At 67.1% G+C, this 26,552-nt stretch carries 25 protein-coding genes; 10 read left to right on the top strand and 15 right to left on the bottom strand.

The genetic code is table 11. The features are described from left to right. The first annotated feature begins 79 nt into the window (after nt 1–79). From E0H73_RS18205 to E0H73_RS18170, 8 genes are all read left to right on the top strand, one after another. Entirely contained in the window at nt 80–1,105 is a 1,026-nt protein-coding gene (locus E0H73_RS18205; protein ID WP_202867438.1) for a hydroxyacid dehydrogenase, read from the top strand. Between the two features lie 12 nt (nt 1,106–1,117). After that, nucleotides 1,118–2,263: a mandelate racemase/muconate lactonizing enzyme family protein gene (locus E0H73_RS18200; RefSeq protein WP_131357394.1), complete on the top strand. Its 1,146-nt coding sequence runs from the start codon at nt 1,118–1,120 to the stop codon at nt 2,261–2,263. Between the two features lie 10 nt (nt 2,264–2,273). Then, nucleotides 2,274–3,584, top strand: coding sequence for an ABC transporter substrate-binding protein (locus E0H73_RS18195; protein ID WP_131357391.1), 1,311 nt, complete (start codon nt 2,274–2,276; stop codon nt 3,582–3,584). A gap of 5 nt (nt 3,585–3,589) precedes the next feature. Then, nucleotides 3,590–4,540 carry a carbohydrate ABC transporter permease gene (locus E0H73_RS18190; protein ID WP_131357388.1) on the top strand — a complete coding sequence of 317 codons (951 nt, stop codon included), beginning with the start codon at nt 3,590–3,592 and terminating at the stop codon, nt 4,538–4,540. Further along, nucleotides 4,530–5,381, top strand: a complete 852-nt coding sequence (locus E0H73_RS18185) for a carbohydrate ABC transporter permease (protein ID WP_131357385.1) — start codon at nt 4,530–4,532, stop codon at nt 5,379–5,381. Before E0H73_RS18190 ends, E0H73_RS18185 begins: the two co-directional genes overlap by 11 nt. Then, nucleotides 5,382–6,164, top strand: a complete 783-nt coding sequence (locus tag E0H73_RS18180) for a sugar phosphate isomerase/epimerase family protein (RefSeq protein WP_131357382.1) — start codon at nt 5,382–5,384, stop codon at nt 6,162–6,164. 44 nt (nt 6,165–6,208) lie between these two features. Then, nucleotides 6,209–6,652 (top strand): carboxymuconolactone decarboxylase family protein, encoded by a 444-nt coding sequence (locus tag E0H73_RS18175; protein ID WP_238164066.1) that lies wholly within the window; start codon nt 6,209–6,211, stop codon nt 6,650–6,652. 84 nt (nt 6,653–6,736) lie between these two features. Beyond that, nucleotides 6,737–7,087 (top strand): YciI family protein, encoded by a 351-nt coding sequence (locus E0H73_RS18170; RefSeq protein WP_131357376.1) that lies wholly within the window; start codon nt 6,737–6,739, stop codon nt 7,085–7,087. A gap of 624 nt (nt 7,088–7,711) precedes the next feature. Here the strand turns inward: E0H73_RS18170 and E0H73_RS18165 are convergent. From E0H73_RS18165 to E0H73_RS18145, 5 genes are all read right to left on the bottom strand, one after another. Further along, nucleotides 7,712–8,593, bottom strand: coding sequence for a carbohydrate ABC transporter permease (locus E0H73_RS18165; RefSeq protein ID WP_131357373.1), 882 nt, complete (start codon nt 8,591–8,593; stop codon nt 7,712–7,714). Beyond that, on the bottom strand, nt 8,590–9,534 hold the full coding sequence (locus E0H73_RS18160; RefSeq protein ID WP_131357370.1) for a carbohydrate ABC transporter permease: 945 nt from the start codon (nt 9,532–9,534) through the stop codon (nt 8,590–8,592). Before E0H73_RS18160 ends, E0H73_RS18165 begins: the two co-directional genes overlap by 4 nt. Nucleotides 9,535–9,547: 13 nt before the next feature. Next, complete coding sequence (locus tag E0H73_RS18155; RefSeq protein ID WP_131357367.1) at nt 9,548–10,849, bottom strand: extracellular solute-binding protein; 1,302 nt, start codon at nt 10,847–10,849, stop codon at nt 9,548–9,550. A 92-nt stretch (nt 10,850–10,941) separates the two neighbouring features. Next, the gene (locus E0H73_RS18150; protein WP_131357364.1) at nt 10,942–11,991 is read right to left on the bottom strand and encodes a LacI family DNA-binding transcriptional regulator; all 1,050 of its coding nucleotides are present in this window, start codon (nt 11,989–11,991) and stop codon (nt 10,942–10,944) included. Between the two features lie 36 nt (nt 11,992–12,027). Continuing rightward, a complete protein-coding gene (locus tag E0H73_RS18145; protein ID WP_238164065.1) occupies nt 12,028–12,744 on the bottom strand; it encodes an SDR family NAD(P)-dependent oxidoreductase in 717 nt (238 codons plus the stop codon). 49 nt (nt 12,745–12,793) lie between these two features. On the opposite strand from E0H73_RS18145, the gene E0H73_RS18140 reads away from it, so the two are divergent. Next, nucleotides 12,794–13,327, top strand: a complete 534-nt coding sequence (locus E0H73_RS18140) for a MarR family winged helix-turn-helix transcriptional regulator (RefSeq protein ID WP_420323429.1) — start codon at nt 12,794–12,796, stop codon at nt 13,325–13,327. Nucleotides 13,328–13,412: 85 nt separating this feature from the next. Beyond that, nucleotides 13,413–15,719, top strand: a complete 2,307-nt coding sequence (locus E0H73_RS18135; RefSeq protein WP_131357357.1) for an ATP-binding cassette domain-containing protein — start codon at nt 13,413–13,415, stop codon at nt 15,717–15,719. On the opposite strand, the gene E0H73_RS18130 is transcribed toward E0H73_RS18135, so the two are convergent. The 10 genes from E0H73_RS18130 to E0H73_RS18085 all read right to left on the bottom strand — a co-directional run bounded on the left by E0H73_RS18130 (nt 15,666) and on the right by E0H73_RS18085 (nt 26,534). After that, entirely contained in the window at nt 15,666–16,481 is an 816-nt protein-coding gene (locus E0H73_RS18130; protein WP_131357354.1) for an SRPBCC family protein, read from the bottom strand. The two genes, E0H73_RS18135 and E0H73_RS18130, sit on opposite strands and share 54 nt — an antisense overlap. Nucleotides 16,482–16,513: 32 nt before the next feature. Continuing rightward, complete coding sequence (locus E0H73_RS18125; RefSeq protein ID WP_131357351.1) at nt 16,514–17,431, bottom strand: winged helix DNA-binding domain-containing protein; 918 nt, start codon at nt 17,429–17,431, stop codon at nt 16,514–16,516. Nucleotides 17,432–17,587: 156 nt separating this feature from the next. Further along, a complete protein-coding gene (locus E0H73_RS18120) occupies nt 17,588–18,376 on the bottom strand; it encodes an SGNH/GDSL hydrolase family protein (protein ID WP_131357348.1) in 789 nt (262 codons plus the stop codon). Nucleotides 18,377–18,514: 138 nt separating this feature from the next. Continuing rightward, nucleotides 18,515–19,561, bottom strand: coding sequence for a mandelate racemase/muconate lactonizing enzyme family protein (locus tag E0H73_RS18115; protein WP_131357345.1), 1,047 nt, complete (start codon nt 19,559–19,561; stop codon nt 18,515–18,517). 2 nt (nt 19,562–19,563) lie between these two features. Continuing rightward, nucleotides 19,564–20,880, bottom strand: coding sequence for an ABC transporter substrate-binding protein (locus E0H73_RS18110; protein ID WP_131357342.1), 1,317 nt, complete (start codon nt 20,878–20,880; stop codon nt 19,564–19,566). An 85-nt stretch (nt 20,881–20,965) separates the two neighbouring features. Next, entirely contained in the window at nt 20,966–22,048 is a 1,083-nt protein-coding gene (locus E0H73_RS18105; protein WP_131357339.1) for a mandelate racemase/muconate lactonizing enzyme family protein, read from the bottom strand. A gap of 2 nt (nt 22,049–22,050) precedes the next feature. Beyond that, a complete protein-coding gene (locus tag E0H73_RS18100) occupies nt 22,051–22,908 on the bottom strand; it encodes a carbohydrate ABC transporter permease (protein WP_131357336.1) in 858 nt (285 codons plus the stop codon). Further along, nucleotides 22,898–23,851 carry a carbohydrate ABC transporter permease gene (locus E0H73_RS18095; RefSeq protein WP_131357333.1) on the bottom strand — a complete coding sequence of 318 codons (954 nt, stop codon included), beginning with the start codon at nt 23,849–23,851 and terminating at the stop codon, nt 22,898–22,900. The genes E0H73_RS18100 and E0H73_RS18095 overlap by 11 nt, the downstream gene beginning before the upstream one ends. A 3-nt stretch (nt 23,852–23,854) precedes the next feature. Continuing rightward, nucleotides 23,855–25,282, bottom strand: coding sequence for an NAD-dependent succinate-semialdehyde dehydrogenase (locus tag E0H73_RS18090; RefSeq protein WP_131357330.1), 1,428 nt, complete (start codon nt 25,280–25,282; stop codon nt 23,855–23,857). A gap of 22 nt (nt 25,283–25,304) precedes the next feature. Beyond that, a complete protein-coding gene (locus tag E0H73_RS18085; protein WP_131357327.1) occupies nt 25,305–26,534 on the bottom strand; it encodes an iron-containing alcohol dehydrogenase in 1,230 nt (409 codons plus the stop codon). Between the last annotated feature and the right edge of the window lie 18 nt (nt 26,535–26,552).

Below are 26,552 nucleotides of genomic sequence, written 5' to 3'. Positions count from 1 at the left end.
TCATGCGAAATCGGGCTTGGACCTGCATAACGGAAAGCGCCTACCGTCAGAGCGACGCCCAAGCGAAGGAGCCCCCACGGTGCCGAAACTCGTTGCCCTGATGTCCCCCGAACGCGCCGACGACGTGGTCGACGCGCAGACCCGCCGGCTGCTCGAGGACCGGTTCGAGGTCGTCTGGGCGCAGTCCGCTCACGCCGCCGGACCGGCCGCGCCCGGCAAGCCACCGGCGCTGGACCCGGCAGCGGTGCCCGAGCTGGTCGCCGGCGCCGACGTACTCCTGACCAGCTGGGGTACGCCGCACCTCGGCAAGGAACTGTGGGCCGACGGCAACGGACCCAAGGTGGTCGCGCACGCGGCCGGCACGGTCAAGAACCTGATCGACCCGGTCATCCTCGACCAGGGTGTCGCCGTCTTCTCGGCCGGCCCACGCATCGCCTGGTCCGTCGGCGAGTACTGCCTCGCCTCGATGCTCAGCCTGGCTCGTCGCCTCCCCCGCTTCGACCACGCGATCCGCCAGGGCGGCTGGAAGCAGACCCACTACCGCGGGCACGAACTCGCCGGTGCCAAGGTCGGCATCGTCGGCGCGAGCAGCACGGCCCGCGCTCTCATCACGCTCCTGCAACCCTTCCACTGCGACCTCGTCGTCTACGACCCGTACCTCACCTCCGAGCGCGCGGACCAGCTCGGCGTCCGCACCGCCCAACTGCAGGAGACGGTCGAGAGCACGTTCCTGACGATCCACGTCCCGAACGTGCCGGAGACCAAGGGCATGATCACCCGCGAGCTGATCGAGCGGATCCCCGACGGCGCGGTCGTCGTGAACTCTTCCCGTGGACCCGCGATCGACCAGCAAGCCCTTCTCGACCACGTGCTGGACGGACGCCTGTACGCCGCCCTCGACGTCTACGACCCCGAGCCGCCGTCGTTCGACGCGACGATCTTCCAGGCGTCCAACCTGCTGCTCAGCCCGCATGTCGCCGGCGACACCGCGGAAGGTCACCTCGCGCTCGCCGGGTACGTGCTGGCCGACGCCCTGAAGTGGCTCGAGGACGGCACTCGCGGACCCAGCTTCGTCGATCCGGCAGCCTGGTCGATCGCGGCCTGAAAGGAGGACCGCATGTCCCGGATCACCCAGGTCGAAGTCTTCCCGGTCGCGGTGCCGTTCGCCCGCCGGTTCGTGCTCGGCAGCGGAGCGGTCGGCTCCCCCGGCGCCGCCCCGGACCAGGCCGCCGCAGTGGTGTTCGTGAAGCTGACCACCGAGGACGGTGTGGTCGGGTGGGGAGAGCAGAGAGCGCTGCCCAGCTGGAGCTACGAGACCGCCGAGACGATGGCCGTCGTGATCAGGCGACACCTCGCCCCGATCCTGCTCGAGCTCACCCCGTTCGACGTCGAGCTCTTCCATCAGCGCGCCGCCAAGCGCCTCAGCCCCGCGGTCTCGAACGGCTTCCCGTTCGCCCGCGCGGCCGTCGACGTCGCGATGCACGACGCGGCCGGCAAGCTCGCCGGTGTCCCTGTGCACGCCCTCCTCGGCGGCAAGGTGTACGACGAGATCCCGCTCTGCTCGGCCATCGGGGTCGGCGACCAGGAGGCGGTCCGCGACCATGCCATTCAGTCGTCGGACTACCCGGCGTACAAGGTCAAGATCGGGGGTGATCTGGACGCGGACACCGAGGCGATCCGCACGGTGGCCGAGGTGGCCGGCGGTAAGCCCTTGTGGCTCGACGCGAACCAGTCGTACCGCCCCAGCGCGCTGCGGCAGCTGCTCGACCGGACCACCAGGGACATCCACACGATCCACTGTGTCGAGCAACCCGTGCCGAGCACGGACACGCTCGCGATGCAGCGCCTGCGCGAACTGATCGACCTGCCGATCGCGATCGACGAGGGCAGCTTCTCCGCGCAGGACCTGGCCCGGGCGATCCGGCTGGATGCCGCGGACCTGGTCGTGATCAAGATCTGCAAGTCAGGTGGTCTGCGGAACGCACTCAAGACCGCCCAGACCGCGCTGTCCGGCGGTCTCGAGATCCTCGCCAGCGGCCTCACCGACTGCGGAATCGCCTTCGCCGCCGCGCTGCATGTGTTCAGTCAGCTCGAGCTCGCCCTTCCCGCCGAGCTCAACGGGCCGGAGCTGCTGTCCGATCTGTACGTCGAGGGACTGAGCATCACCAAGGCCGTCGCAACGGTCCCCACCGCCCCTGGACTGGGCGTTCAGGTCGACGAGGAGCGGATCCGCGCCGAGTCGATCGACCTGCTCTATCGGTGAGGAGACAACCATGAGCACGAAGCTGTCCCGCCGCAGCTTTCTCGAATTGAGCGGCCTGGCCGGTCTGGGGCTGGCCGTGGCCGGCTGCTCGTCCGGTCCACCGGCCGGGTCGGCCACCTGGGCCATGTGGTCGAGCAGCGCCGCGGAGCGGAAGGTCTGGCAGGACTTCAGCGCGTACGTCGAGCAGCAGCTCAAGGTGAAGTCCGTCCCGACCCTGACGCCGTCCGGCCCCTACCCGACCAAGCTCGACCTTCAACTGGTGAGTGGGACAGCCGGCCTGGTGACCGCGCTGAACGGCACGCTCATCCCGACGTACGCCGCCCGTGGTGCGCACCGGCCGCTGGACGACCTGATCGAGGGTGACTCCGACTTCGACCTGGACGACTTCTACCAGCCGATCCAGAAGATCTCGAGCTTCAACGGCAAGACGTACGCGATCGGGTTCGACGTCGCGCCGACGGTCATGTACTACAACAAGAGCCTCCTGCAGAAGCAGGGCATCGCGCTGCCGTCCCGGACCGAGCCGATGCCGTGGGCAACCTTCCGCGATCTGGCCGTCGAGCTGACCCACGCGCCGGACCAGTACGGCTTCACCTGCGCACCGGCGATCGACGACCTGGTGTCGTGGATCTACTGCGCCGGCGGCAACGTGATGAGCGAGGACGCCTCCCGCAGCATCCTCGGCGAACCGGAAGCCTTGGAGGCGCTGCACTTCGTCATCGACCTGTTCGTCAAGGACAAGGTCACGCCGCCGATCAAGAACCTGGTCACCGAGAGTTCCCTGTCGAACTTCCTGGAGGGCAACGTCGCCTTCATGCAGAACGGCCCGTGGCAGGTCGTCAACGTGCGCAAGGCCAAGTTCGACTGGGACATCATCCCGTTCCCGGCCGGTGCCGCCGGCAGCACGCCACGGGTGTCAGGCTCGAGCTTCGCGATTCCATCGGGGGTGCGCGAGGGTGCCGATCTCGACCTCGCGTGGAAGCTGCTGAAGACCCTGACCAGTACGGGCGCTCTGGACATCTACGCGAAGGCCGGCCGGAACAACCCGGCGCGGTTCAGCGCCGGTAGCGCGTTCCAGCCGCCGCCGGACAACCTCGGCATCGTCCAGGACGTCCTGGCCGGCAAGGTGGCCGGCGGACACCCGTTCGACGTCACCACGAACTGGAACCAGGTCAAGCAGTTGCTCGGTCAGGACCTGCCTCGCACCTTCCTCGGGCAGGTTCCGGTGCCCGAGGCAATCGCCGGGGTGACCCCGCGTCTCGACGTACTGATGCGGCAGCACCTGGACAACATCCGCCAAGCCACCGCCAGGAGGGGGTGATCCCGATGGCCCTGACCACCACCACCGAACCCGTAGCGGCGACCGCCGTACCTCCCAGCCCTGCCTCCAAACCGACGCCGCGCTGGCGCAATCGCGAGTCGCTCACCGCCTGGCTGTTCCTGCTGCCGAGCCTGATCGGATTCCTGATCTTCACCGCCGGCCCGGTCCTCGCCGCCGGCGTCATCTCGCTGCTCGACTGGAACCTGTTCAGCCCACCTACCTGGGCAGGCTTGCGCAACTTCGCCCGCCTCGGCCCCGACCCGACCTTCTGGTCCGCGCTCGGCAACACGGCGTACTTCACCTTCGTGAGCGTGCCGCTGACGATCCTGGTGAGCCTCGCGCTGGCGCTGCTGCTGAACCAGGGCCTGCGCCGGATCGCCGTCTTCCGCTCGCTCCTGCTGTTGCCGTACGCAACGATCACGGTGGCGGTCGCGTTCGTCTGGATCTGGCTCTACATCCCGCACGACGGCCTGGTGAACGCCGTACTCGGGATCTTGGGCATCGACGGCCCGGCCTGGCTGATCTCGGACAACTGGGCGATGCCGGCGCTGATCCTGATGAGCGTGTGGAAGAGCTTCGGCTTCGGCATGGTCGTGTTCCTCGCCGGCCTGCAGGCGATCCCGCAGCAGCTCTACGAAGCCGCCCGCGTGGACGGCACCTCGCCGTGGCAGAGCTTCCGGAACGTCACGCTGCCGATGCTCTCACCAGCACTGTTCTTCGTGATCGTCACGTCGATCATCGGCTCGTTCCAGGTCTTCGACCAGGCCCTGATCATGACGAACGGCGGCCCGGGCACCCGCACGACCACGCTGGTCATGTACATCTACCGGACCGGCTTCGAGAACTACGACCAGGGGTACGCCGCCGCGCAGTCGCTCGTGCTGTTCGCCTTCATCGTGCTGATCACCGCGACACAGTTCTCCTTCCAGAAGAGGTTGGTCCACTATGACAACTGAAGCCCTCCCCCTGGTCTCCAGCAAGGTCGTGCAGCGGAAGCTGATTGTCTTCGCCTGCTTCCTGGTCACCGCGCTCACGCTGATCCCGGTCGTGATGATGGTGCTGGTCGCGTTCCAGTCCGATGCCGAGTCGATGGCCGCCAAACCGTCGTTCTGGCCGAGCAGCTGGCATCCGGAGAACCTGACCCGCGCCTTCGAACTGGTGCCGCTCGACAAGTACCTGCTCAACACCGTCTACTTCGCCGGCGGGACGACCTTGCTGGAGACCGTGACGGCGGCGCTCGCGGCGTACGCGTTCGCCCGGCTCAACTTCCCCGGCCGGAGCTGGCTGTTCGGCATCTATCTGGCCACCTTGATGATCCCGTCGCAGGTGACGCTGATCCCGCAGTTCGTGCTGGTCGCGAAGCTGCACGGCATCGACACCTGGCCGGGGATGATCCTGCCGCACGCGTTCACCGCGATCGGAGTGTTCCTGCTCCGGCAGTTCTTCCTCGGCATCCCGCGCGACTACGAGGAGGCCGCCCGGCTCGACGGTGCCAACCGCTGGCAGGCGTTCATCCGGGTGATCGTCCCGCTGGCGGTCCCGGCGATCGCGACCCTGGCGGTGTTCAAGTTCATCGGTCAGTGGAACAACCTTCTGTGGCCACTGGTCATCTCGAACAGCGACGCGACCCGGACGGCGTCGGTCGGGCTGCAGGTGTTCCAGGACACCAACGGCACGCAGTGGAACCTGTTGCTGATGGCCGCCACCGTCACCACGGTCCCGCTGATCATCCTGTTTTTCCTGACGCAACGCTGGTTCGTCCGAGGTATCACCATGAGTGGGCTGGGAGGCCGCTGAATGACCTATCTGTGGTCCGTCTTCACCAAACCCTGGGCCGGACTGCCCGGAGACGAGCTCGGCCGGCTCGTCTCCGGTCTCGGGTTCGCCGGCGCCGAGGTCCCGGTCCGCGACACCGCCTACATCACTCCCGCGGCGGCAGAGACCGAGCTGCCGAAGTTCACGGCACAGTTGCGGGCCGAGGGCATCGAGCCGATCAGCGTTGCCAGCGATCTCTCGGAGCGCGTCTTCGCAGCGTGTGCGGAGGCCGGCGTACCGATGATCCGGATCATGGCCGACGTCGGCCCGGACGGGTACGCCGCTTCGGTACGGCGCAATCGCGTGCTGCTCGAGGAGGCCGCCATACTGGTGGAGCGGTACGGCGTCCAGGTCGGAGTACAGCCGCATCACGGGCGGTTCGTGCCGTCGACGCTCGGCGTACTGCAACTGCTCGACGGGCTGCCGGAGTCCTTCAAGCTCGTGTGGGACGCCGCGCACGATGCGCTCGCCGGTGACGACCCCGCCATCACCCTCGAACTGGTCGCCGACCGACTCGGCATCGTCAACCTCAAGAACGCGTACTACGTCCGCACCGACGACGGCTGGCAGACGTACTTCGGCCAGGCCGGCGAAGGACTGTCCGACTGGACCGCCGTGTTCGCCGCCTTGGAGAAGCTCAACTACAGCGGACCGATCTGTCTCACCGGCCAGTACTCCGACCTCAGTGTGCCGGTCGAGGAACGCGTGAAAACTGATCTCCAGAACGCTGTCACATCATCGCGCCGGGATCCGTCGAGGGAGTGAAGACAACACCACGGAACCTGGAGAAACCTCCCATGAATGCACGGATGACGAACCCCGCCGAGATCCTCCCCGACGCCACCAAGGGCGTGCAGAACATCTACAAGGCCATCGCCCAGGCCGGCGCGCCGGGAGCGACGCTCGAACTGGTGCACCTGCGGGCCAGCCAGATCAACGGCTGCTCCCCCTGCGTGTTCGGCGGGATCAAGTCGGCGCTCAAGAACGGTGAGACCGACGAGCGGTTGCACCAGGTCGCTGCCTGGCGCGACTCGGACCTGTTCACCGCCTCCGAGCGTGCGGCGCTCGAGCTCGCCGAGGCCGCGACCCGGCTGGCCGACCGGCCGGGTGCGGTCACCGACGAGATCTGGGCCGCGGCCGCCGAGCACTTCGACGAGCGGCAGCTGTCCGGGATCGTGATGATGATCGCACTCACCAACATGTTCAACCGGATCAACACCACCGTCCGCACCCCGGCCGGAGCCACCTGGTAGGACCTGGGCTGCGCATAGTCTGGGCGCCGGTGTCGAGAAAGGCACCGGCGCTCCGACGTACCCAGGACAGGACGGAGATTCGCGATGAAGTACATGCTGCTGATCTACGGCAACACCGACACCTGGGATGCCCTGAACGCCGCCGGAATCGAGCAAGTGCTCGACCAGCATCGGGTCGTCGCCGAGGAGCTGAAGGCGAACGGCGAGTATGTCGACGGCCTCGGACTGACCACTGCGAGCGCCCGAGTGGTCAGGGTCAACGACGGCGTCCCGGCAGTCACCGACGGACCGTTCACCGAGGCGAAGGAGGTGCTGGCCGGGTACTACCTGGTCGAGTGCAGTCTGGAGCGGGCCACGGAGATCGCGGCCCGGCTGCCGGAGGCTCCCTATTCACCGATAGAGATTCGCGCGCTGACCGATCCGATGGCGGACTGAGCGCCGTCCGCAGGAGGGACGGCTCCAGAAACTTGCCGGCCTCAGCTCGGCGTTGGGATCTGAGACCGGCGAGTCACTCAGCTCTGTGCCTGGCCGCTGGGTTTCAGCTCGGGTCTGCCGACGCGAGGACGACTCCACCTGATGCAGGTTGGTCACCCATGCCCCGGCCACCCCGGACGAACACGGTGGCGCCTCGCTCCGGCGCCGGGGCGCCTTCGCCGAGTCGCAACGTGGTCGTCATACCGTTGCTCAGTCTGAGCACTGCCACGCGTCGCGGCCGGCCCGACGGAATCGACGAGTTCACCTCGTGGATGCCGGTGCAGACCGCTGGTTGGATCGAAGCCCGTCCGAGCTCTTTGCCGTGACTCCTCACATCACGGCACTGCTCGGCGAGCCTTGTCATCGCTGACACGCGTCCCCCTTCTCTTGTTGTTACCCCCGAGTGGCGGTTTGGCGCGGCCACTACGCAGGCAGCAGCCGCACACTCCCCCGTTCGGTCCGCACTCGGAAAGAACGCGGAAGTGATCAGGGAAGCCTTGCTGAGAGTGACGGCCATTTCAAGGGATCGTGACCGGAATCCCGCGTGCCGGGACCACTGTCCACGAATACCCCTCGGTAGTGCGTTTACTGGCCACCGAAGCCCGTCGTCGCGACACCCTTGATGATGTGGCGCTGGAAGAACAGGAAAACCACCACCAGTGGCAATGCCGCCAGGATCGCCGAGGCCATGTTCTGCGCGTATTGCAGGCCATAGGCGCTCTTCACCGTCTGCAGGCCGACCGGCAACGTCATCAGGTCCGCGTCGGTGGTGACGATGAACGGCCAGAGGAAGTTGTTCCAGGCACCGATGAAGACGAAGATCGCCACCGCCGCAAGGATCGGGCGGGACAACGGCAGCACGATCGACCAGAACACCCGCAGCCGGTTCGCGCCGTCCACCCGGGCAGCGTCCTCCAGTTCGATCGGGATCTGGTCGAAGAAACGTTTGAGGATAAGCACCATTGCCGGCGCGATCGTCTGCGGCAGGATGATGCCCCAGTAGGTGTCGACCAGGTCGAAGGCGAGCATCTGCCGGAACAACGGCACGATCAGCATCTGCGGCGGAATGATGATGGCGCCGATGATCGCGGCGTACAGCCACCGCCGTCCGGTGAAATTGACCCGGGAGAACGCGTAGCCGGCCAGCGCCGAGACGGCCACGGTGAGGAATGTGATCGCGATCGAGGTGATCAGGCTGTTCCACGCCCAGGACGGGATGTCGCCGGCCGAGAGCACCTTGCGATAGGCGTCGAAACCGAGGCCGTCCGGCGGATTGAGACTGATGGTCGACGCTCCGGCGTCCGCTTCACTCTTCAGCGAGGTCAGCACCGCCCAGGCGAACGGCACCAGCCAGGTCGCGGCCAGGAACGCCAGCACCAGCAGCGCCACCATCCGCGACACGCTCCACGGGTTCTCGCCCGGCTTGTGCCCCTGCTTGATGTTCCGCGCCAGCGAGTAGGTGCTCATGCGGCGTTCCTCCGGTTGATCAGCTTGTACTGCGCCAGCGACACCAGCACGATGATCGCGAAGAACAGGTACGAGATGGCCGACGAGTAGCCGAACCGGTAGCCGGTGAAACCGGACTCGTAGATGTACTGCACGATCGACCGGGTCGCGCCGGCCGGACCGCCGTTGGTCAGCATGTAGATCTGGTCGAAGACCTTCAGCGACGCCAGGATCTGCAGCGTCACGATCAGCGCGGTGGTCGGCGCCAGTTGCGGGATCACGATCGAGAACAGTTGCCGCCACTTGCCGGCGCCGTCGATCGCGGCCGCCTCGAACTGCTGCTCCGGGATGTTCTGCAGCGCGGCCAGGTAGAGCAGGAAGTTGAACCCGATCGTCCACCACAGCGTGGTCACCACGACCGAGATCATCGCGACGTTCGGGTCCTGCAGCCAGGCCACCGGAGCGATCCCGAACTCACCCAGTACGCCGTTGATCAGCCCGAGCTTCGGGTTGTACATCCAGGACCAGAACATCACCACGACGGTCGAGGCGAGCAGGTAGGGCAGGAAGAACGACAGCCGCCACAGCCAGCGACCCGGCAGCCCGAGATTCACCAGCAGCGCGAAGGCGAGTGAGAGAAGGACGAGCGGAACGGTGCTGAGGACCGTGAACCACAGGGTGTTGCCCAGTGATTTCCACATGTCCGGGTCGGTCAACGCCTCGGCGTAGTTGGCGAACCCGAGCAGCTCACCACCCGAGCCGGTCAGCGTCTCACCGGTGAAGCTGAGGTAGAGCCCGTAGATCGCGGGCACCACCAGGAACAGCACGAACAGCACGGCGAACGGTGCCGCGAAGGCCCATCCGGTCAGGCTCTCGCCGCGCCTGGCCCGGTCCTGGCCGGATCCGGGGCCTTCGGCAACGACCTCGGCCGGAGTGGTGGTTGCGTCGATGGCGGTCGACATGATGACTCTCCTCTCACACCGGCTGCGGACGGTCGAGCAGCACGTTCAGCCGCTTGACGAAACCTTCGAACCCGGCGGCGGGATCCCCGCTGCCGAGGTACACGTTCTGCACGTTCTCGGCGAAGTACTTGTGGAAGTCGCTGCCCGCGCCCCCGAACCACACGTCCGGGTCGTAGTTCACGTACGCCGGGATGCCCGCGTAGTTCGACTGCGGCTTCAGCTCCTGGTACTCCGGACTCTTGACCACCGGCTGGTACGCCGGGATGTGGCCGGCACCGGCCCACTTCACCGATCGCTTCAGGATCTCGGCGACCAACTGGTACACGTGCTTGCGGCGTTCCGGTGACGCCTTCGACTGCCGCGGCAGCACGAACGTGTGCGAGTCCGCGTACGCCGCGTCGGTGCCGAACAAGGTCGGAATCGGACGGGCGTCGACCGGCATCTTGGCGTCCTTCAGCACCGGTAGCTCCCACACCCCGCCGAAGAACAGCCCGCTCTCGCCGTGCAGGAATTCGCTGGTTGCCGTACCGCCGTCGCCGCTGCGGCTGGCGATCTTGTCGTCGAGCAACGACTGGACGAAGGACAGTGCCTTCACCGCCGCATCCTCGTCGACCTCTGCCTTCTGGCCCGGCACGAGCTTCATCTCCGCGCCCAGCTGCCGGTAGAACGTGTAGAACAGCCGCCACATCTGCGAGCCGTCGCCCAGGTAGCCGTACGAGACACCGTGCTTCCCGGTCACCTCCTGCAGCTTGGTGGCGACCTCGGTGAACTCTTCCGGGCTCTTCATCGTCTGCAACGCGTCCGTGACGCCGGCCTTCGTGGCGAGCTCGGTGTTGTAGTAGAGGACGAACGGGTGCGTGTCGAGGGCGATCGAGTAGAGCTTGCCGTCGTACATGCCCTTCTGCCACACCAGCGGCGGGAAGTCGCTCTCCTTCAGGCCGACCTCGGCGAGCAGATCGAGGTCCCACGGCTCGAGCAGCCCGCCGGGCGCATAGCCGGCGATCCGGGACGCGTGCATGATCGCGACGTCCGGAGCCCGGCCGCCGGCCGAGGCCATCGCCAGCTTGGTGTAGTACGGCGGTCCCCAGGCGAGCACCGTCTGGGTCGCGTGGAAGCCGAGGTTCGCGGCGTTGACGGCGTCCACCAGGCCGGCCATCACGATGCCGTCACCACCGGTCATCAGGTGCCAGTAGTCGAGATTCGCGGTCGACCGCGACGCACCGGGCGCGCAGCCGAACAGCATCCCGCCACCAGCGAGCGCGGCCGCTCCGGAGAGCAGACGACGCCGGGAAATGTGCCGATCAAGCGATGTCATTCGGTCTCTCCTTCGGGCGGCGGGACCGATGATTACATCGTTAGAATCCAGTCCACAAGAGGCCGGTGTGGATTTCTGCTGAATTGTGTCCGCTAGCGTGTGGTGCTGTTGCGTATCACGATGCGGTGCGGGACCATCACCCGGCGTGGCGCCGCGTTCTTGTCGCTCATCCGCTCGCCGAGCAGGTCGAGAGCCGCCTCGACGAACGCACGCCGGTCGAAGTCGACCGTGGTCAACGGCGGGATCATGAACTGGCTTTCGAGGATGTTGTCGAACCCCGCCACCAGCGTCTGCTGCGGCACGGCGATGCCCGCGCTCCACAGCGCCGAGAGCGTGCCCGACGCGATCGTGTCGGTGAAGCAGAAGAACGCATCCGGCAGTTCGTGCTCGGCCAGGTACTTCCCCACCACCGTGGCCGCGCCCTCGGGCCGCCACCGGTCCAGCCCGATCTCCAGCGCCGGATCGATCGGTACGCCGGCCTCCTCGAGCGCCTGGTGATAGCCGGCAGTCCGCAACCGGGAGGCCGCCGTACCCGGTGCTTCGGCCGAGCCGGCCAGGACGCCGGCACCACTCGAGCCGCGCGGGATTTCCGGCGTACCGACGACGGCGATCCGCCGGCATCCCTGTGCCAGCAGGTGTTTGGTCAGGTCGCGGGCCGCGGCGACGTTGTCGATCGCGACCTGGCTGACCAGGTCCTGGTCCACGTCGCCGATCAGCACGAGCGGCGGCAGCGGACCGGCCGACAGTACGGCGCTGTCGTCGAGGTTCACCGGGTTCAGGATCAGGCCGTCGACCAGGTAGGCGCGGGCCTTGGACAGCAGCTCGAACTCACGCTTGGGCTCTGCGGCGGTCTGCTCGATCTGCACGCCCCAACCGCGCTCGTGCGCGAGTTCCACCACGAGATGGACGATCTCCGCGGAGTACGGCCGGAGCAGGTCGGGCAGCGCGAGCGCGATCATCCCGGACCGGCCGTTGCGCAGGCCGCGTGCACTCATGTTCGGAACGTAGTCGAGTTCGGCCAGCGCCTGCTCGACCCTGGCCCGCGTCTCCGGCCGGACGAACACGACACCGTTGATGACGTTCGACACCGTCTTCGGGGACACCCCGGCCAGCTTGGCGACATCTTTGACGGTGGCACGCATGCCGCCATTGTCACATCTGGCCACGTTGTCACGTAGTCAGCGTGTACTCAGCGCCCCGCCGTTGACGTGCAGGACCTGACCGGTGAGATGGCGTGCGGCCGGCGAGGCCAGGAAATGGATCGTCGCGGCGATGTCCTCGACTTCACCCTCACGTTTGGTCATCGTTGCTTCCAGCAACGTTTGACGGCGTTCGGTGGTCATCCGTCCCTGGAAGAACTCGGTCTCCGCGGTGAAGCCCGGGGCCACCACATTCGAGGTGATACCGCGTGGTCCGAGTTCGGTCGCCGCATCCACGTTCCACATCGCCAGCGCCGCCTTGGACGCGCCGTACGAGCCGGCACCACGGGCACCGGCGATCGACCCGAGATGGACGACTGCCGTGGTGAGTCGCGGCGCGAGGGCTGTCGTGGTGAGCACCGCACTGAGCAGGTTGGCGTCCAGGTTCGCCAGCCAGTTCGCCTTCAGTTGCTCCAGGCCACCTTCCGGCGCGCCGAAGTCGGTGTTGCCGCCGGCATTGTTGACCAGTACGTCGATCCGGTCCGGCAGCGCGTCGAGCAGTCGCCCGATCTGTGCCGGGTCGGTCGCATCGCACACCACTCCCCTGACTCCCAGGTCCGCCGCGGTCTTGGCCAGCACATCCTCCCGGCGCCCGGTGATCACCACCTCGTCGCCGTCCGCGCGGAACCGCTCGGCGGTCGCCCGCCCGATTCCGGTCGCTCCCCCGGTCACCACGATCGTCCGTGTCACGTTCATCCCTCACGTTTAGGTCTAAATATTTAGCTCTAAACGTAGCATGGTGGTCGTGGCCGACTCCTATCCCCTCGATTCACCGAGCCCCTACCCCGCCGCGGAGATCGCCCGCGCCTGGCGGCGGGAGCGACCCGGGACACCGACCGACTCGATCGAGATCGTCACTCCCCTGTGGCGGCTGGCCAAGCTCTTCGCCGACGACCGGCGGCGGCTGCTCGCCGATCTCGGCGTCGACCCCGCCACGCTCGACCTGCTCAGCGTGCTGCGCCGAGCCGGAGCGCCGTACGAGTTGACGACGCGTGAGTTGAGTCGCCGGACGCTCGTCACTGCCGGCGCCATCTCGCAGCGGGTCGCACGTGCCGAGGATTCCGGGCTGGTCACCCGCCGGAGTGCCGACGACGGAAGCCGCGCGGTGGTCGTGACTCTCACCAAGACCGGCCACGATCTGATCGAGCGGACCGTCGACCAGGTGCTGACGCGTGAGTCCGAGCTGGTCGCGTCGCTGTCCCCCACCGGCCGCGCCGAGCTCGCCTCCCAGCTGCAGGAGTTGCTCGACGACGTCGGCCGGCGAGCCCGCAAGCCTTAATCCGGGCGTAGAGGGTTCATGGGACCGAGTGAGCCTGCATCCGCGAGCCAACTTTGTACAACCGGTTCAATGAAACAATTGAAGGATGCTTGCTGCCGACAATCACGATGCCATCCAGGTGCGGGGAGCCCGCGAGAACAATCTCGCCGGCGTCTCGCTCGACATCCCGAAGCGCCGGCTCACCGTCTTCACCGGGGTCTCCGGCTCCGGCAAGTCGTCGCTGGTCTTCGACACGATCGCCGCCGAGTCGCAGCGGCTGATCAACGAGACCTACACCGCGTTCGTGCAGAACTTCATGCCCAGTCTCGGCCGGCCGGACGTCGACTCGCTCGGCAACCTGTCCGCCGCCATCGTCGTCGACCAGGAACGGATCGGCGCCAACGCCCGCTCCACCGTCGGTACCGCGACCGACGCGCACACCATGCTTCGCATCCTCTTCAGCCGCGCCGGGACGCCGTACGCCGGTCCGCCGTCGGTGTTCAGCTTCAACCGGGCCGAGGGTATGTGCCCTGACTGCGAAGGACTCGGCCGGACCACCGAGTTCGATCTGGACGAGTTGGTCGACCGAAGCAAGAGCCTGAACCAGGGTGCGATCACGGTACCCGGGTACGCCGTAGGCGACTGGCCGTGGCAGGTGATGGCACACTCCGGACTGTTCGATCCGAATCTGCCGCTACAGGCGTATCCCGAGGAAACCTGGCGGCAGTTCCTCTACCAGGAGCAGACGAAGATCCGGGTCGGGAAGAGCAACCTGACCTTCGAGGGTCTCGTCATCCGGCTCCGGCGCCAATACCTCGGCAAGGACCGCGAGTCGATGCAGGGCCACCTTCGTGCGTTCGCGGAGCGGGCCGTTCATCAGCAGACCTGCGCCGCGTGTGGTGGCGCCCGGCTGAATGAAGCGGCCCGGTCGGTCACAGTCGACGGCATGACCATCGGCGAGTGCTCGGCGATGCAGATCAGCGACCTCGCCAAGTTCGTTGCCGGAGTCAAGCATCCGGGCGTCGGACCGATGGTAGAAGGGTTGCGGCAGACGCTCGACTCGATGGTCACGATCGGGCTCGGCTACCTGAGCCTGGACCGGGAGTCGTCGACCCTGTCCGGTGGTGAGGCACAGCGGGTCAAGCTGGTCCGCCATCTCGGGTCGAGCCTGAGCGATGTCACCTACGTGTTCGACGAGCCGACCATCGGGTTGCATCCGCACGACATTCAGCGGATGAACAACCTGCTCCTGCAACTGCGGGACAAAGGCAACACAGTGCTGGTGGTCGAGCACAAGCCGGAGACGATCCGGATCGCCGACCACGTGGTGGATCTCGGACCGGGTGCCGGTCTGGCCGGCGGACGCCTCTGCTACGCGGGCGATCTCGACGGGCTGAAGACGTCCGGCACGCTGACCGGCCGGTACCTGGATCATCGCGTCCCCGTACGGGACGACGTACGGCGCCCGACCGGGTGGCTCGCGATCGAGAACGCGACGCTGCACAACCTGCGGAACGTCGACGTCGACATCCCACTCGGCGTACTGACCGTCGTGACCGGGGTCGCGGGATCCGGGAAGAGTTCGCTCATCCACGGGTCGCTGGCCGGGCGCGACGGCGTGATCATCGCCGGGCAGGAGCCGATCCGCGGCTCGAAGCGGAGCAATCCGGCGACGTACACCGGGCTGCTCGACCCGATCCGGGCGGAGTTCGCGAAGGCGAACAAGGTGAAGCCCGGGTTGTTCAGCGCGAACTCGGTCGGCGCCTGCCCGACCTGCAAGGGCATCGGGCTCGTCTACACCGATCTGGCGATGATGGCCGAGGTCGCGTCGACCTGCGAGGACTGCAACGGCGCCCGCTTCACCGCGGAGGTGCTCGCGTATCGCCTGCGCGGGAAGAACATCAGCGAGGTACTGCGGATGACGGTGTCCGAGGCGCGGGAGTTCTTCACCAAGGGACAGGCCGGCACGATTCTCGAGCGGCTGTCGACGGTGGGGCTCGGCTACCTCGGTCTCGGGCAGCCGTTGACCACGCTGTCCGGTGGTGAGCGCCAGCGGCTGAAGCTCGCGATCAACATGGGCAAGAGCGGCTCGATCTACATCCTCGACGAGCCAACGACCGGTCTGCATCTGGCCGACGTCGATCAGTTGCTCGCGATGCTCGACGAACTCGTTGACGACGGCAACACGGTGATCGTGATCGAGCACCACCAGGCGGTGATGGCACACGCCGACTGGCTGATCGACATCGGCCCGGGGGCCGGCAGTGACGGCGGCCGCGTCGTCTTCACCGGTACCCCGGCCGATCTGGTCGAGAGCAGCCCCACGCTGACCGCGGAGCACCTCCGCGAGTACGTGACCTCAGCGAACGAGTTCGGCGGCGAGGTTCTCGATCACGTCGCGCCAAGCATCTAGGTAGCCGGCGGCGGGGCCGGTCTGGATGAGCACCAGGCGGGCTCCGCCGTTGCCGTCGCGCAATGCCCAGGTGACCTCGCCCTGTGACCACGTATAGGTGAGCCGCTCCGCCTCGACTACGTCGGTCACTGCCCCCGGATCAATGCCCTTGGCAACGAACCCCGCAGGTGGCGGGCTACCGACTGCCGCAGACTCGGCTCCGGTGATCAATTCCCACAGCGCTTCCTTCGGCCGCACCAACTGCCGCTCGAACCGCACTCCCCCGTCGTCCAGCACGACGCCCTGGTCGAGCCCGTACGCCTTGACGAAGTGCTCGTGCAGTACGGCGTAGTCGCGCTCCGGCACCGTGTCGCCGAGCACCCGCTCGAGCGCGTCGAAGCACAGCGTCCAACCGCCGGAGAAGCTCGCGGACCCCGGACGATCGTCGTACGTCGCGGTGAGGTGCAAGGTGCACCCATCGCCCGCCGGGACCAGCTCCCAGCGGAGCACCTCGACGCCCCAGGTGTACTCGATCAGGTGCGGTGGTTCGTAGGCGCGGATCACTCCACCGTTCTCGAGGTCGACGGGCGCACCCGGGTCCTCCTCGAACGTGAACGTGACCGCACCGTCGAGCCGCAGGTCCAGCTCGACCGCAGCGGGGAACCACCCGGCCAGCTCCCCCGGCTCGGTGATCGCTCGCCAGACCTTCTCCACCGGATGCCGTAGTGCCCGCTGCATCCGCAGTACCGTCCGGCCGTTCTCCGTGCTCAAGGTCTCGGTCATGACCCCATATATACCGGATCAGGCATATACGATCAACCGGCGAACCGGGCCAGATCCGCGAGTTCATCGGCGAGGTCCACCCGCGGGCCGAAGAGCTCGTACGAGCGGTCGGCATGTCGCCAGGTTCCGATCACGCGCCCGCCCCGCACCACTGCCGGCCGAAGCATTCCGCCGCCCGGATAGACCTTCCGCTGGTACTCCTTGGCCAGTGCATGGCGCCGATCCTGATATCCGAGCAGATAAGCGTCGAACTCCCCCAGCAGGCGCACTGCCTCGCTCCCGGGCAGATCCTCGACGGCGAGCAGAACGTCTCCCTCGATCTCGAACGATTCTGTCGCCACGGCTTTCACTCCGGCCCGCGCGGCCGGCACCGGCAGCCCCGACCAGGTCGCGAAGTCCCGAGCCGTCGCCGGCCCGTACGCCGTCAGGTATCGCCGAGCCAGATCCTCGACATCGCCTTCCAGCACGAGCGGCTTCCCCAGCCAGTCGCGCACCGCGACCCAGGTCTCGTCCTTGTCGTGTCCCGGCCCGTAACACAGCCGCCCGAGCAGCCCGGTGTGCCGGATCAGCGCATACACCGCCTGCCCTCGCGGTTCCTCGATCAACCCGGCCTTCACGAGTAGGTCGGCCAACGCGGCGCGACCAGTCGGTCCGTGGGAGAGCAGATGCTCCTCGAGAACGTCGGCCGCTTCGGCCCGGATCGCCTCGGTCAGGCCGAGTTCGCCGTACCGGCGCTCGGTGTCCTTGATCAGCTTCGGCCCGAGCAGCCCGAGCAGTGGGCCGGCGTCCTCGACCGCGACGAGTTGCAGTGTTCCTCGCATGAACCATCCGCGGACGACGGATCGCTCGACCTCCTGCGCCTGCGACACATCAGCCAACGTCGTGGCCGTCGATCGTGCACGCACGGCATACGCCCCTCCACGCCAGGCCTGAGCCTGTACCCCGGCCATCCGGCGTACGACGTCCGCCGCGGCCCCGGACCCAGGATCGGTTACGGGACGATGAAGGCAGTTGGCCTGCGAACGCGCAGCCAAAAGCCAGTCGACAGACCTGTGCGGCACCCCAGCATCAGACCATGAGGTGGGGTGCCGCACCTAGTTGCTTGGTCAGTCCAGGGCCGGCTGGACCAGGTTGGCGTAGTTGGCCTGGCCGGTGACGTTCGGGTGGTAGGACTCGGTGACCGGGTTGGACAGGCCGTTGATCCACTCCGGGCTGCCGCAGACGGAGTGGCCGATGAACAACTGGGTCGGGTTGACGAACGCGAACCCGGCCGCGCTCGCCGAGGCGGCGATCTTCGAGTTGAGCAGGTCGGCGGTAGCGTTCAGCCGGGTCATCTCGTCCGGGCTGAAGAACGTGCCGGCATTGCAGTCGGTGCCGTTGAAGATCCGCGGGTAGCCGACCACGACGACCCGGGCCGACGCCGCCCGGCTCCTGATCGACGAGTAGAGAGTGTTCAGCCGGCCGGGCAGCGTGTTGTTGATGATCGACTGCGCGTTGGCGACCGCGCCGGTGCAGTCGCCGAGCCAGGACGGCTTCGCGCACTCGGTGATCACCGACGAGAACCCGGCGTCGTTCCCGCCGACCTGCACGGAGACGATGTTGGTCGAGCCCGTCACCGACGGCAGCTGGTTCGCGGTGACGTCGGAGACCCGGGCCCCCGAGCAGGCCACGAAGGTCAGGTTGGCCCCGATCCGGCCCGCGTCGATGTAGGCGTACGCCTTGGTCGAACGCTGGCAGGAACCACTACTGGAGATGTAGGTGCGGGTGCCGACGCCCGAGGCGTAGGAGTCACCCAGGGCGACGTAGTTCGGCGCCGCCGCGTGAGCGACCCCGGGACTGAGCAGCATCGCGGCGCCGAGGGCCGCGGCGGTGAGCAAACTGGCGATGGACTTCATGGGGCGGACCGCCTTTGCATGTGCGAGGGGTGGCGACAGAAGTACTCATCGTCACCTTCGCCGACTCACGAGTAACAAGCAAGAGTCTGGTAAGAAATTCACCGCCAGTTGCCGATCCTGGTAGGCCGGGGACTCCGGTTAGTCGTTCCACGACGACAGGCCGGGGCCGAGCGGCAGTGGATAACAGCCGTCCACCAACTCGACCCGGCCGTCCGCGGGCAGCAGTCCACTCTCCACGTAGATCGTGTTCGGCAACGCGGCCAGAACGTGGATGTGAGCGCCTCCCCCGTGCGAGGCGTACGGGACACCGAAGCCGGCTGCCATCAGTCCGATCTCCAGGCAGTCGGTGAGCCCACCGGCACGCCTCAGGTCGGGCTGCACCACCCCGACTCCCCCGCGGGCGATCAGATCCCGGAACGCCGCCTGCCCGTACCGGTTCTCACCGGTCGCGATCGGGATGTCCAGCTTCTCGGCCAGCCGGACATGGGCGTCGGTGTCACCGGCCGGCAGTGGTTCCTCGAACCACCGGCAGTCCAGCTCCTCGTACACCCGGCCCCGCCGCAGCGCCTCGGAGTACCCGAACGCCTGGTTGGCGTCCACCATCAGCGGCGCATCCGGCCCGATCACCGCCCGGACCGCCTTGATCCGCTGGACGTCCTCGCTCAGCGGACCGCCGCCGACCTTCATCTTCACGCCCCGGAAGCCCTGCTCCATCGCCTTGGCCGACACGGTCTCCAGGCCCGTGACGTCCAGCTCGAGCCAGCCCACCATCGCGTACGTCGGGATCGCGGTCCGCTGCGCACCGAGCAACTTCCAGACCGGCACGTCCAGCGACTTGCCGAGCAGGTCCCACAACGCCAGATCGATCGCGGAGATCCCGTACGACGAGAGTCCGGCGGTCCCCTGGTAGTCGGTGAGCGTCTGCAGCTTCTGCCGGATCCCGCGAATCAGGGTGGGGTCCTCACCGACGATCGCGGGCGCCAGTTGCTCGGTGACGATCGAGGCCAGCACGGCCGGCGAGCTCGCCACCCGGCCGAAGTACGTGTTGCTGACCCCGCTGATGCCCTCGTCGGTGTCGATCCGCACCCGGGTACGCCCGTTGCGGTCGAGCAACTGGATCGCGTCGCGAACGGGATGCGCCTTGGCCTCCGACAGCACCTCGACGCTGATCTCCGTGATCTTCATCCTCACCCCTTGCCTGCGAGCACGTCTTCGACCTTCTGCTTGACACTACCCAGCGCCGCGGCGGCGGTTTGCTTACCGCTCCAGACGTCGTCCAGCACCGGCCGGTAGATGGTCCGGGCGCGTTCGATGTAGCGGCTGAAGTTCTCGTTCACCGCGTTGTCCAGCGCTTGCGTGACCAGGGCGAGGTTGGCCGGGCCCTTGTCGTCCGGCACGAACAGCGCCGACGAGCTCTTCGCGACCGGCATGAAGCCGCGCGACTCGGCGAGCAGCTTGGACGCGTCCGCGCCGGCGCAGTACTTGAGGAAATCCCAGGCCGTGTCGGGGTCCTTGGAGTCCTTCGGGATCGCCAGCACGGTCATCGTGTTCACCGTCTTGCGGGCGGCCTTCATCGGCGGTGGGAAGATGTCCCACTTCACCTTGGCGTTGCTGCGCAGGTACGGGATGCCGCTGGTCAGCGACAGCAGCATCGCGACCTTGCCGGTCCCCAGCTGCGAGAGCGCCCAGTTCGGCGTCTGCCGGCCGGCCGTGACGGTGGCGAAATCAGGGTGCACCTTGTGGACGAGGGCGAGGTCGGCGACCCACTGGACTGCCTCGGCACCTTGCGCCTCAGCCAGCGTGAAGCGGGTGGCGTCCTTGGAGTAGATGCCGTCGCCACCGTTGTTCACCGGCCACACGGTCTCCAGCGAGGTGTCGGGGAACACGAGCGCGCCGTACCGTTCGCCGTTCGGCTTGGTCAGCTTCTTCGCGGCGTCGAGGAAGTCGTCCCAGGTCCAGCCGCTGGCGGCCCAGTCCTTCGGCGGCAGCTCGACACCGGCCTCGGCGAACGCGTCGGTGTTGCAGTAGATGACGCCGGGGTTGGTCATGATCGGCCAGGCCGCGTGCGCGCCGTCTTCCTGCTTGGGGAAGTTGAAGGCGACCGGGAAGTAGTCCTCGGCCTTGATCCCGTCCTTGTCCAGGTACGGCTTCAGGTCGAGCAGCGAGCCCTCCGCGTAGTACCCCTTGACGTAGTCGTCGTTGATCCGGATCGCCGTCGGGGCCGCGCCCGACGACAGTACGGTGCGCAGCTTGGTGTCGTAGTCGTCGCCCGGCACCGACTGGATGTCGAGTGTCTTGCCGGCCTGCTTGGCCCAGTTCTCGGCAACCGTGTAGAGCGGGGTGCCGCTGTTGGTGTCCCAGGTCAGCCAGGAGGCATTGCCACCGCCTCCTCCCCCGGCGCTGTTGCCGCTGCAGGCGGCCAGCGGCGCACCGACCGCGATCGCCCCGGTCGTGAGGCCGAGGGCTTTGAGCACCGACCTTCGAGAAAACTGTCCTGCGGTCATGGTCGTTCCTGTTCTGTCAGGGGTGACGCCACGCGGCACGCGTGACGGGTGTTGCAGTGCTCGGATGGGGCGGAGGTTGGCTGTCTCAGTTGGTGCGCAGCTTCGCGATCGCGTCCTCGTTCAGCTCGACACCCAGCCCGGGCAGCTCCCAGGGCGTGATCTCCCCGTTCACCGGGACGAGCGGGTTCTGCCAGATCGGCACGTCGTCGAGGATCGGGTTGTGCTCGATGTTGTACTCCTGCGGGTACACGCAGGCCGGCGTACTGACCCAGAGGTGGGCGTGTGCCGACGTACCGACCGTCTGCTGGGTGTTGTGCACGGTGATCGGCTTGGTATACGTGTCGGCGAGTACGGCGATCTTCTTGAACTCCGTGATCCCGCCGCACTTGATGACGTCCGGCTGCAGGATGTCGACCCGGCCCTCCGTGATCAGGTCGCGGAACTGCCAGATGGTGTACTCCTGCTCCCCCACCGCGATCGGGATGTCGACCGCGTCGGCCAGTCGCCCGTACGCCGCGTAGTCGTGCGCCGCGAGCGGTTCCTCGAAGTGCCAGACCCCGAGATCCTCCAGCGCGTGGGCCAGCTTGATCGCGGTGTGCTCGTAGTACGCGTTGTTGACGTCGACCAGGATCGGGAAGTCGTCCCCGACCAGTTCGCGAACCGCGGTCACGGTCGCGATCGTCTGATCGAATCCGTCGTCGTGCATCCATGGCGTCGACGAGTGGATCTTGTAGCCGTAGAAACCCTTCTCCTGGAAGGACTTCGCCCGCTCGGCCTCCTCCTGCGGCGTCATCCCGCGGGCCATCGAGCTGGCGTAGACCTTCATGCTCTGGCGGTACTTTCCGCCGAGCAGTTTGTAGACGGGCAGCCCGGCGGCCTTGCCGAGCAGGTCCCACAGCGCGATGTCGATGCCGGCGATCGCGTTCAGCTGGGCGCCGCCTGGACCGAGCTTGTACGGCTTGGTGTAGAGCCGGCGCCACAGCCGCTCGATGTCGGTGGCCTCCTCGCCGACCAGCAACGGAGCGAGTGCGTGTTCCACCACGCTGTGCGAGACGTGGGCGTTCATCGGGCTGACCTCGCCGACGCCCACCAGGCCCTCGTCGGTGTGCACCTTCACGAGGTGGAGTTTGTCGAGCAGGATGATCGATTCGATCCGGGTGATCCGCATGGCTATCCTTTCAGGCCGGACATCGTGATGCCCTGGACGAAGTACTTCTGGGCCAGCAGGAAGAGCAGCAACGGCGGCAGGATCGTCAGCGTCGCCGCCGCCATCATCAGATTGGTCTGGGTGAAGTACTCACCCTTGAACAGGGCGAGCGCGATCGGCATCGTCTGCAGCCGCGTCGAGTTGAGGAAGATCAGCGGCCCGAACAGGTCGTTCCACGAGCCCATGAAGGTCAGTGCGCCGACCGCAGCCAGGGCCGGCTTCACCTGCGGCAGCATGATCCGCCAGAAGGTGCCGAACGTCGACGCGCCGTCGAGCTTGGCCGCCTCCTCCAGCTCCATCGGTACGCCGCGGAACGCCTGCCGGAGCAGGAACGTGCCGAAGACCGGCGTCAGCACGTTCGGGATCCAGAGCGGGTAGTGGGTGTCGATCCAGCCCATCTCGCGGAACAGCATGTACTGCGGGACGAGGTACACCATGCTCGGGATCATTGCCGTCGACAACAACAAGGCGAAGGCCAGGTTCTTGAACGCGAAGTTCAGCCGGGCGAAGCCGTAGCCGGCCAGCGAGGCGAACAGCAGCAGGAATCCGACGTTCAGCGCCGCGAGCTTGCAGCTGTTCAGGAAGAACGGCAGCAGTCCATCGCCGGCCTGGGAGTAGTTGCCCCACTGGAACGTCGACGGGATGAACGTCGGCGGCGACTGCAGTACTTCGTTCTCCGGCTTGAGTGACGCGCTCACCATCCACAGCATCGGCATCGCGAACACGACGGCGAAGAAGATCAGGACGAAGAGGACGACGACCCGGCGCGGCAGGTGCCGTGGTGGCTTGTTGACCGGGATCCGCAGCGCTTCAGTTGTCATAGTGCACCCACCGCTTCTCCATCTTCCACTGGATCGCGGTGACGACACCGACGATGACGAACAGCACCCAGCCCATCGCCGAGGCGTAGCCGAGCCGGCCGTGGCCGAAGGCGGTCTCGTAGATGTGGAAGATGAACACCGAGGTGGCGTTGTTCGGCCCGCCGGACGTCATCACGTAGATGATCCCGAACACCTGGAACGACGTGATGAACTGCGTGATCGTGAGAAAGAACAGACTCGGCGTCAGCAGCGGTACGACGACTGCCCAGAACCGGCGCCAGGCCGACGCACCGTCCACCGTGGCGGCTTCGATCAGCGAGCTGTCGATGCTCTGCAGCCCGGCCAGCAGGATCACCATCGGGTAGCCGACGCCCTGCCAGAGCGCGACGATGATCACCGCGATCAGCGCCGTCTTGGTGTCGGACAGCCAGGCCGGTCCGTCGATCCCGATGGTCCTCAGCGTCGAGTTGAACAGCCCGTTGTCCGGGTTGTAGAGCCAGAACCAGACGAAGCCGATCGCGACCACGTTGGTCACCGCGGGCGAGTAGTACAGGGTCCGGAAGATGCCGATGCCCTTGACCTTCTGGTTGCACAGGACCGCCAGCCCGAGGCCTATACCGATGCTCAAGGTGACCACGACCAGAGTGAAGATCACCGTGTTCCGCAGCGACGGGTAGAAGGTGTCGTCGACGGTGAACAGCTCGCGGTAGTTGCCCAGGCCAAGGAACTTCGGCGAGTTCAGTCCGGTCCAGTTCGTCAGCGACACCACCAGCGATGCCGCGACCGGCGCCAGCTGGAAGAACAGCACGCCGAAGATCACCGGGCCGACGAACAGCCAGCCGGCCAGGTTCTGCCGTTTCGGTTTCGCCTTCACCCGCTTACGGGCCGGGGGTCCGCCGTCGACGTCGGGCGGTGTCAGAGTCGGAAGGACGGCGTTGGCCATCGGTCACACCTCGATCCCGATGTACTTCTCCTCGAGGAATTCGAGGATGCCTTCGGAGCTGCCTTCGCGGCCCAGCCCGGACTGCTTCGTCCCGCCGAACGGCGCCGCCGGATCACTCAGTACGCCGCGGTTGACCGCGACCATGCCGGCGTCGATCCGCTGCGCGACCGCGAGCGCCTGGGCGGGATCGCCGTACACATAGGCGATCAGGCCGTAGATGGTGTCGTTCGCCATCGCGATCGCCTCATCGACGTCGTTGAAGGAAACGATCGCGGTGACGGGGCCGAAGATCTCGATCTGGTTGATCTCGCTCCCGTGCCGTACGTCGGTGAGCACCGTCGGCGGATAGAAGGCGCCGACCTCCGGAGTCTCACCGCCCAGGGCGAGCGTGGCCCCGTCGGCGACGGCCTGGTCGACCAGCCGGGCGACCTTGTCGCGCTCCTCCGGCGACACCAGGGCGCCGAGCTCGTTCGACCGGTCGGCGCCCGGGCCCATCGTGATGCCCTTCATCGCAACGGTGATCCGGGCGGTGAACTCCTCGACCAGCGAGTCGTGCACGTAGAACCGGTTGGCCGCCGTACAGGCCGATCCGCCGTTGCGCATCTTCGCGACCATCGCGCCCTCGACCGCCGCGTCCACGTCGGCGCCGGGCAGGACCACGAACGGCGCGTTCCCGCCGAGCTCCATCGACGAGCTGACCACCTGATCCGCAGCCTCCCGCAGCAGCAGCCGGCCGACTTCGGTCGAGCCGGTGAACGACAGCTTGCGTACGGCGGGGTGGTGCAGCATCGCGCTCACCGCAGGCCCGGCCGGCACCGGTGTCACGAGGTTCACAACACCCGCCGGGACACCAGCTCGGCGGAGTACCTCGACGACGTACGCCGCGGTGAGTGGGGTCTGGCTCGCCGGCTTCAGCACCACCGAGCAACCGGCGGCCAGAGCCGGGGCGATCTTGCGGGTGGCCATCGCGGCCGGGAAGTTCCACGGGGTAATCAGCACCGACACCCCGATCGGATCGCGCCGGACCACGATTGTTTTGTCGCCCGACGGCGAGAGGCGGAAGTCGCCGCCGATCCGGACCGCCTCCTCGGCGAACCAGCGGAAGAACTCGGCCGCGTAGCTCGCTTCGCCGAGGGCGTCGGCGTACGCCTTGCCGTTCTCGGCGACGATGAGGCCGGCGAACTGCTCACGTTCGGCGGTGAGGATGTCGAAACAGGTCCGAAGGATCTCGGAGCGCTGCCTGGGCGGGGTCGTCGCCCAGCCGGACAGCGCGTCGGCTGCCGCGTCGACCGCCGCGAGGCAGTCCGCCTCGGTGGCGGCCGCGAACTGGGCCAGCTCGGACCCGTCGGCCGGATCGTGCACGACGAACCGCCGGCCGTCGGCGGCCGGGCGCCACTGACCATCGATGAAGAGATCGTGCGGAGAGATCATCAGGTGTGCTCCAAACGCCTGGTCAGAACGGGTTGCCGCGATCGCCGGCGTACGCGGCGCGAGTGATCTCGTACAGCGCGTCGGTATCCAGCGGACGGGGGTTGTTGTCGACGAGCCGGGCCGACTTCAGCCCCATCGACGCGACGTACGAGAGCTGGTCCTCGGTCAGGCCGAGTTCCTTCAACGTGGGTGGGATGCCGATCCGATCCAGCAGGGTCTCGACCGCCTCGATGCCGGCCAGCGCTTGCGCTTGTCCGCCGTCACTCGCCGGTACGCCGAAGATCGTCGCGATCTCAGCGAACTCCGCGACCCGGGCGGGAGCGTTGTAGCGCATCACGTACGGCAGGAGTACGCCGACTCCGACACCATGTGCGGTGTGCGTCAGGGCACCGAGCGGGTACTGCAGTGCGTGCGCTGCGGCGGTCCCGGCGACTCCGAGCGCATACCCGCCGGCGTTGGCGGCAAGCATCACGTCGGAGCGTGCCTCCCGGCCGTCCGGATGCTCGAAGGCCTCCGGGAGAGCGCGGGCGAGTAGCCCGAGACCCCAGCGGGCGTAGGAGTCACTGATCACGTTCTTGCCGATGAAAACGCGGCCTTCGCCGACCGCCGCGGGCGGCCGCTGGATCGCGGTGAACGACTCCACCAGATGCGACACCGCGTCGGCACCGGCGCTCGCGGTCAGTGCGGGCGGGCAGGTGTAGGTCAGCTCCGGGTCGCAGATCGCCACCGAGGGAATCAGGTACGCCGACGAGATACCTGCCTTGAGTTCGCGCCGGCTGTCGCTGAGAACGCAGACCGGCGTCACCTCGGACCCGGTCCCACCCGTCGTCGGTACGGCGATGATCGGCAGGACCGGTCCAGGTACGGCGTTCTCCCCGTAGTACCGGTCGATCGGGCCGCCATGACTGAGCAGCAACGCCAGCGCCTTGCCCAGGTCGAGGCAGCTGCCTCCACCGATTCCGATCACCACCTCGATCCCGGCGTACCTCATCGCGTTGTAGCAGGCGTCGATGTCGGACGCAGGCAGCTCGGGGGCGGTGTCGGACCACACGCTCACGTCGATGCCGTGGTCCTTGAGGTCGTTGATCAACTCGGTGAACTCGGCCGATGCGGCCAGCCGCTCGTCCGTGCAGACCAGCGCCTTCCGCCCGTACTCCGCGGCATGGCGGCCGAGCAGCGAGCGTTGACCGGCGCCGAAGAGAACCGTGCGCGGTGATCGTTGTACGCCGAACGAGGCAGAGGTGATCGTCATCGTGGCGGGTCCTTGTCC

This window comes from Kribbella pittospori, assembly GCF_004331465.1.
Lineage (GTDB): Bacteria > Actinomycetota > Actinomycetes > Propionibacteriales > Kribbellaceae > Kribbella > Kribbella pittospori.
The sequence above is the reverse complement of the archived record's forward strand: the minus strand, read 5'-3'. Positions and strand labels throughout refer to the sequence as shown.

Bases quoted from the DNA above. Each gene is read 5' to 3' on its own strand.
- E0H73_RS18135 (WP_131357357.1), top strand. From the start codon at position 13,413: ATGCTTGCTGCCGACAATCACGATGCCATCCAGGTGCGGGGAGCCCGC.
- E0H73_RS18175 (WP_238164066.1), top strand. From the start codon at position 6,209: ATGACGAACCCCGCCGAGATCCTCCCCGACGCCACCAAGGGCGTGCAG.
- E0H73_RS18125 (WP_131357351.1), bottom strand. From the start codon at position 17,431: ATGGCCGGGGTACAGGCTCAGGCCTGGCGTGGAGGGGCGTATGCCGTG.
- E0H73_RS18170 (WP_131357376.1), top strand. From the start codon at position 6,737: ATGAAGTACATGCTGCTGATCTACGGCAACACCGACACCTGGGATGCC.
- E0H73_RS18150 (WP_131357364.1), bottom strand. From the start codon at position 11,991: ATGCGTGCCACCGTCAAAGATGTCGCCAAGCTGGCCGGGGTGTCCCCG.
- E0H73_RS18190 (WP_131357388.1), top strand. From the start codon at position 3,590: ATGGCCCTGACCACCACCACCGAACCCGTAGCGGCGACCGCCGTACCT.
- E0H73_RS18160 (WP_131357370.1), bottom strand. From the start codon at position 9,534: ATGTCGACCGCCATCGACGCAACCACCACTCCGGCCGAGGTCGTTGCC.
- E0H73_RS18110 (WP_131357342.1), bottom strand. From the start codon at position 20,880: ATGACCGCAGGACAGTTTTCTCGAAGGTCGGTGCTCAAAGCCCTCGGC.
- E0H73_RS18195 (WP_131357391.1), top strand. From the start codon at position 2,274: ATGAGCACGAAGCTGTCCCGCCGCAGCTTTCTCGAATTGAGCGGCCTG.
- E0H73_RS18090 (WP_131357330.1), bottom strand. From the start codon at position 25,282: ATGATCTCTCCGCACGATCTCTTCATCGATGGTCAGTGGCGCCCGGCC.
- E0H73_RS18100 (WP_131357336.1), bottom strand. From the start codon at position 22,908: ATGACAACTGAAGCGCTGCGGATCCCGGTCAACAAGCCACCACGGCAC.
- E0H73_RS18145 (WP_238164065.1), bottom strand. From the start codon at position 12,744: ATGAACGTGACACGGACGATCGTGGTGACCGGGGGAGCGACCGGAATC.
- E0H73_RS18200 (WP_131357394.1), top strand. From the start codon at position 1,118: ATGTCCCGGATCACCCAGGTCGAAGTCTTCCCGGTCGCGGTGCCGTTC.
- E0H73_RS18105 (WP_131357339.1), bottom strand. From the start codon at position 22,048: ATGCGGATCACCCGGATCGAATCGATCATCCTGCTCGACAAACTCCAC.
- E0H73_RS18155 (WP_131357367.1), bottom strand. From the start codon at position 10,849: ATGACATCGCTTGATCGGCACATTTCCCGGCGTCGTCTGCTCTCCGGA.
- E0H73_RS18180 (WP_131357382.1), top strand. From the start codon at position 5,382: ATGACCTATCTGTGGTCCGTCTTCACCAAACCCTGGGCCGGACTGCCC.
- E0H73_RS18120 (WP_131357348.1), bottom strand. From the start codon at position 18,376: ATGAAGTCCATCGCCAGTTTGCTCACCGCCGCGGCCCTCGGCGCCGCG.
- E0H73_RS18130 (WP_131357354.1), bottom strand. From the start codon at position 16,481: ATGACCGAGACCTTGAGCACGGAGAACGGCCGGACGGTACTGCGGATG.
- E0H73_RS18095 (WP_131357333.1), bottom strand. From the start codon at position 23,851: ATGGCCAACGCCGTCCTTCCGACTCTGACACCGCCCGACGTCGACGGC.
- E0H73_RS18085 (WP_131357327.1), bottom strand. From the start codon at position 26,534: ATGACGATCACCTCTGCCTCGTTCGGCGTACAACGATCACCGCGCACG.
- E0H73_RS18115 (WP_131357345.1), bottom strand. From the start codon at position 19,561: ATGAAGATCACGGAGATCAGCGTCGAGGTGCTGTCGGAGGCCAAGGCG.
- E0H73_RS18185 (WP_131357385.1), top strand. From the start codon at position 4,530: ATGACAACTGAAGCCCTCCCCCTGGTCTCCAGCAAGGTCGTGCAGCGG.
- E0H73_RS18165 (WP_131357373.1), bottom strand. From the start codon at position 8,593: ATGAGCACCTACTCGCTGGCGCGGAACATCAAGCAGGGGCACAAGCCG.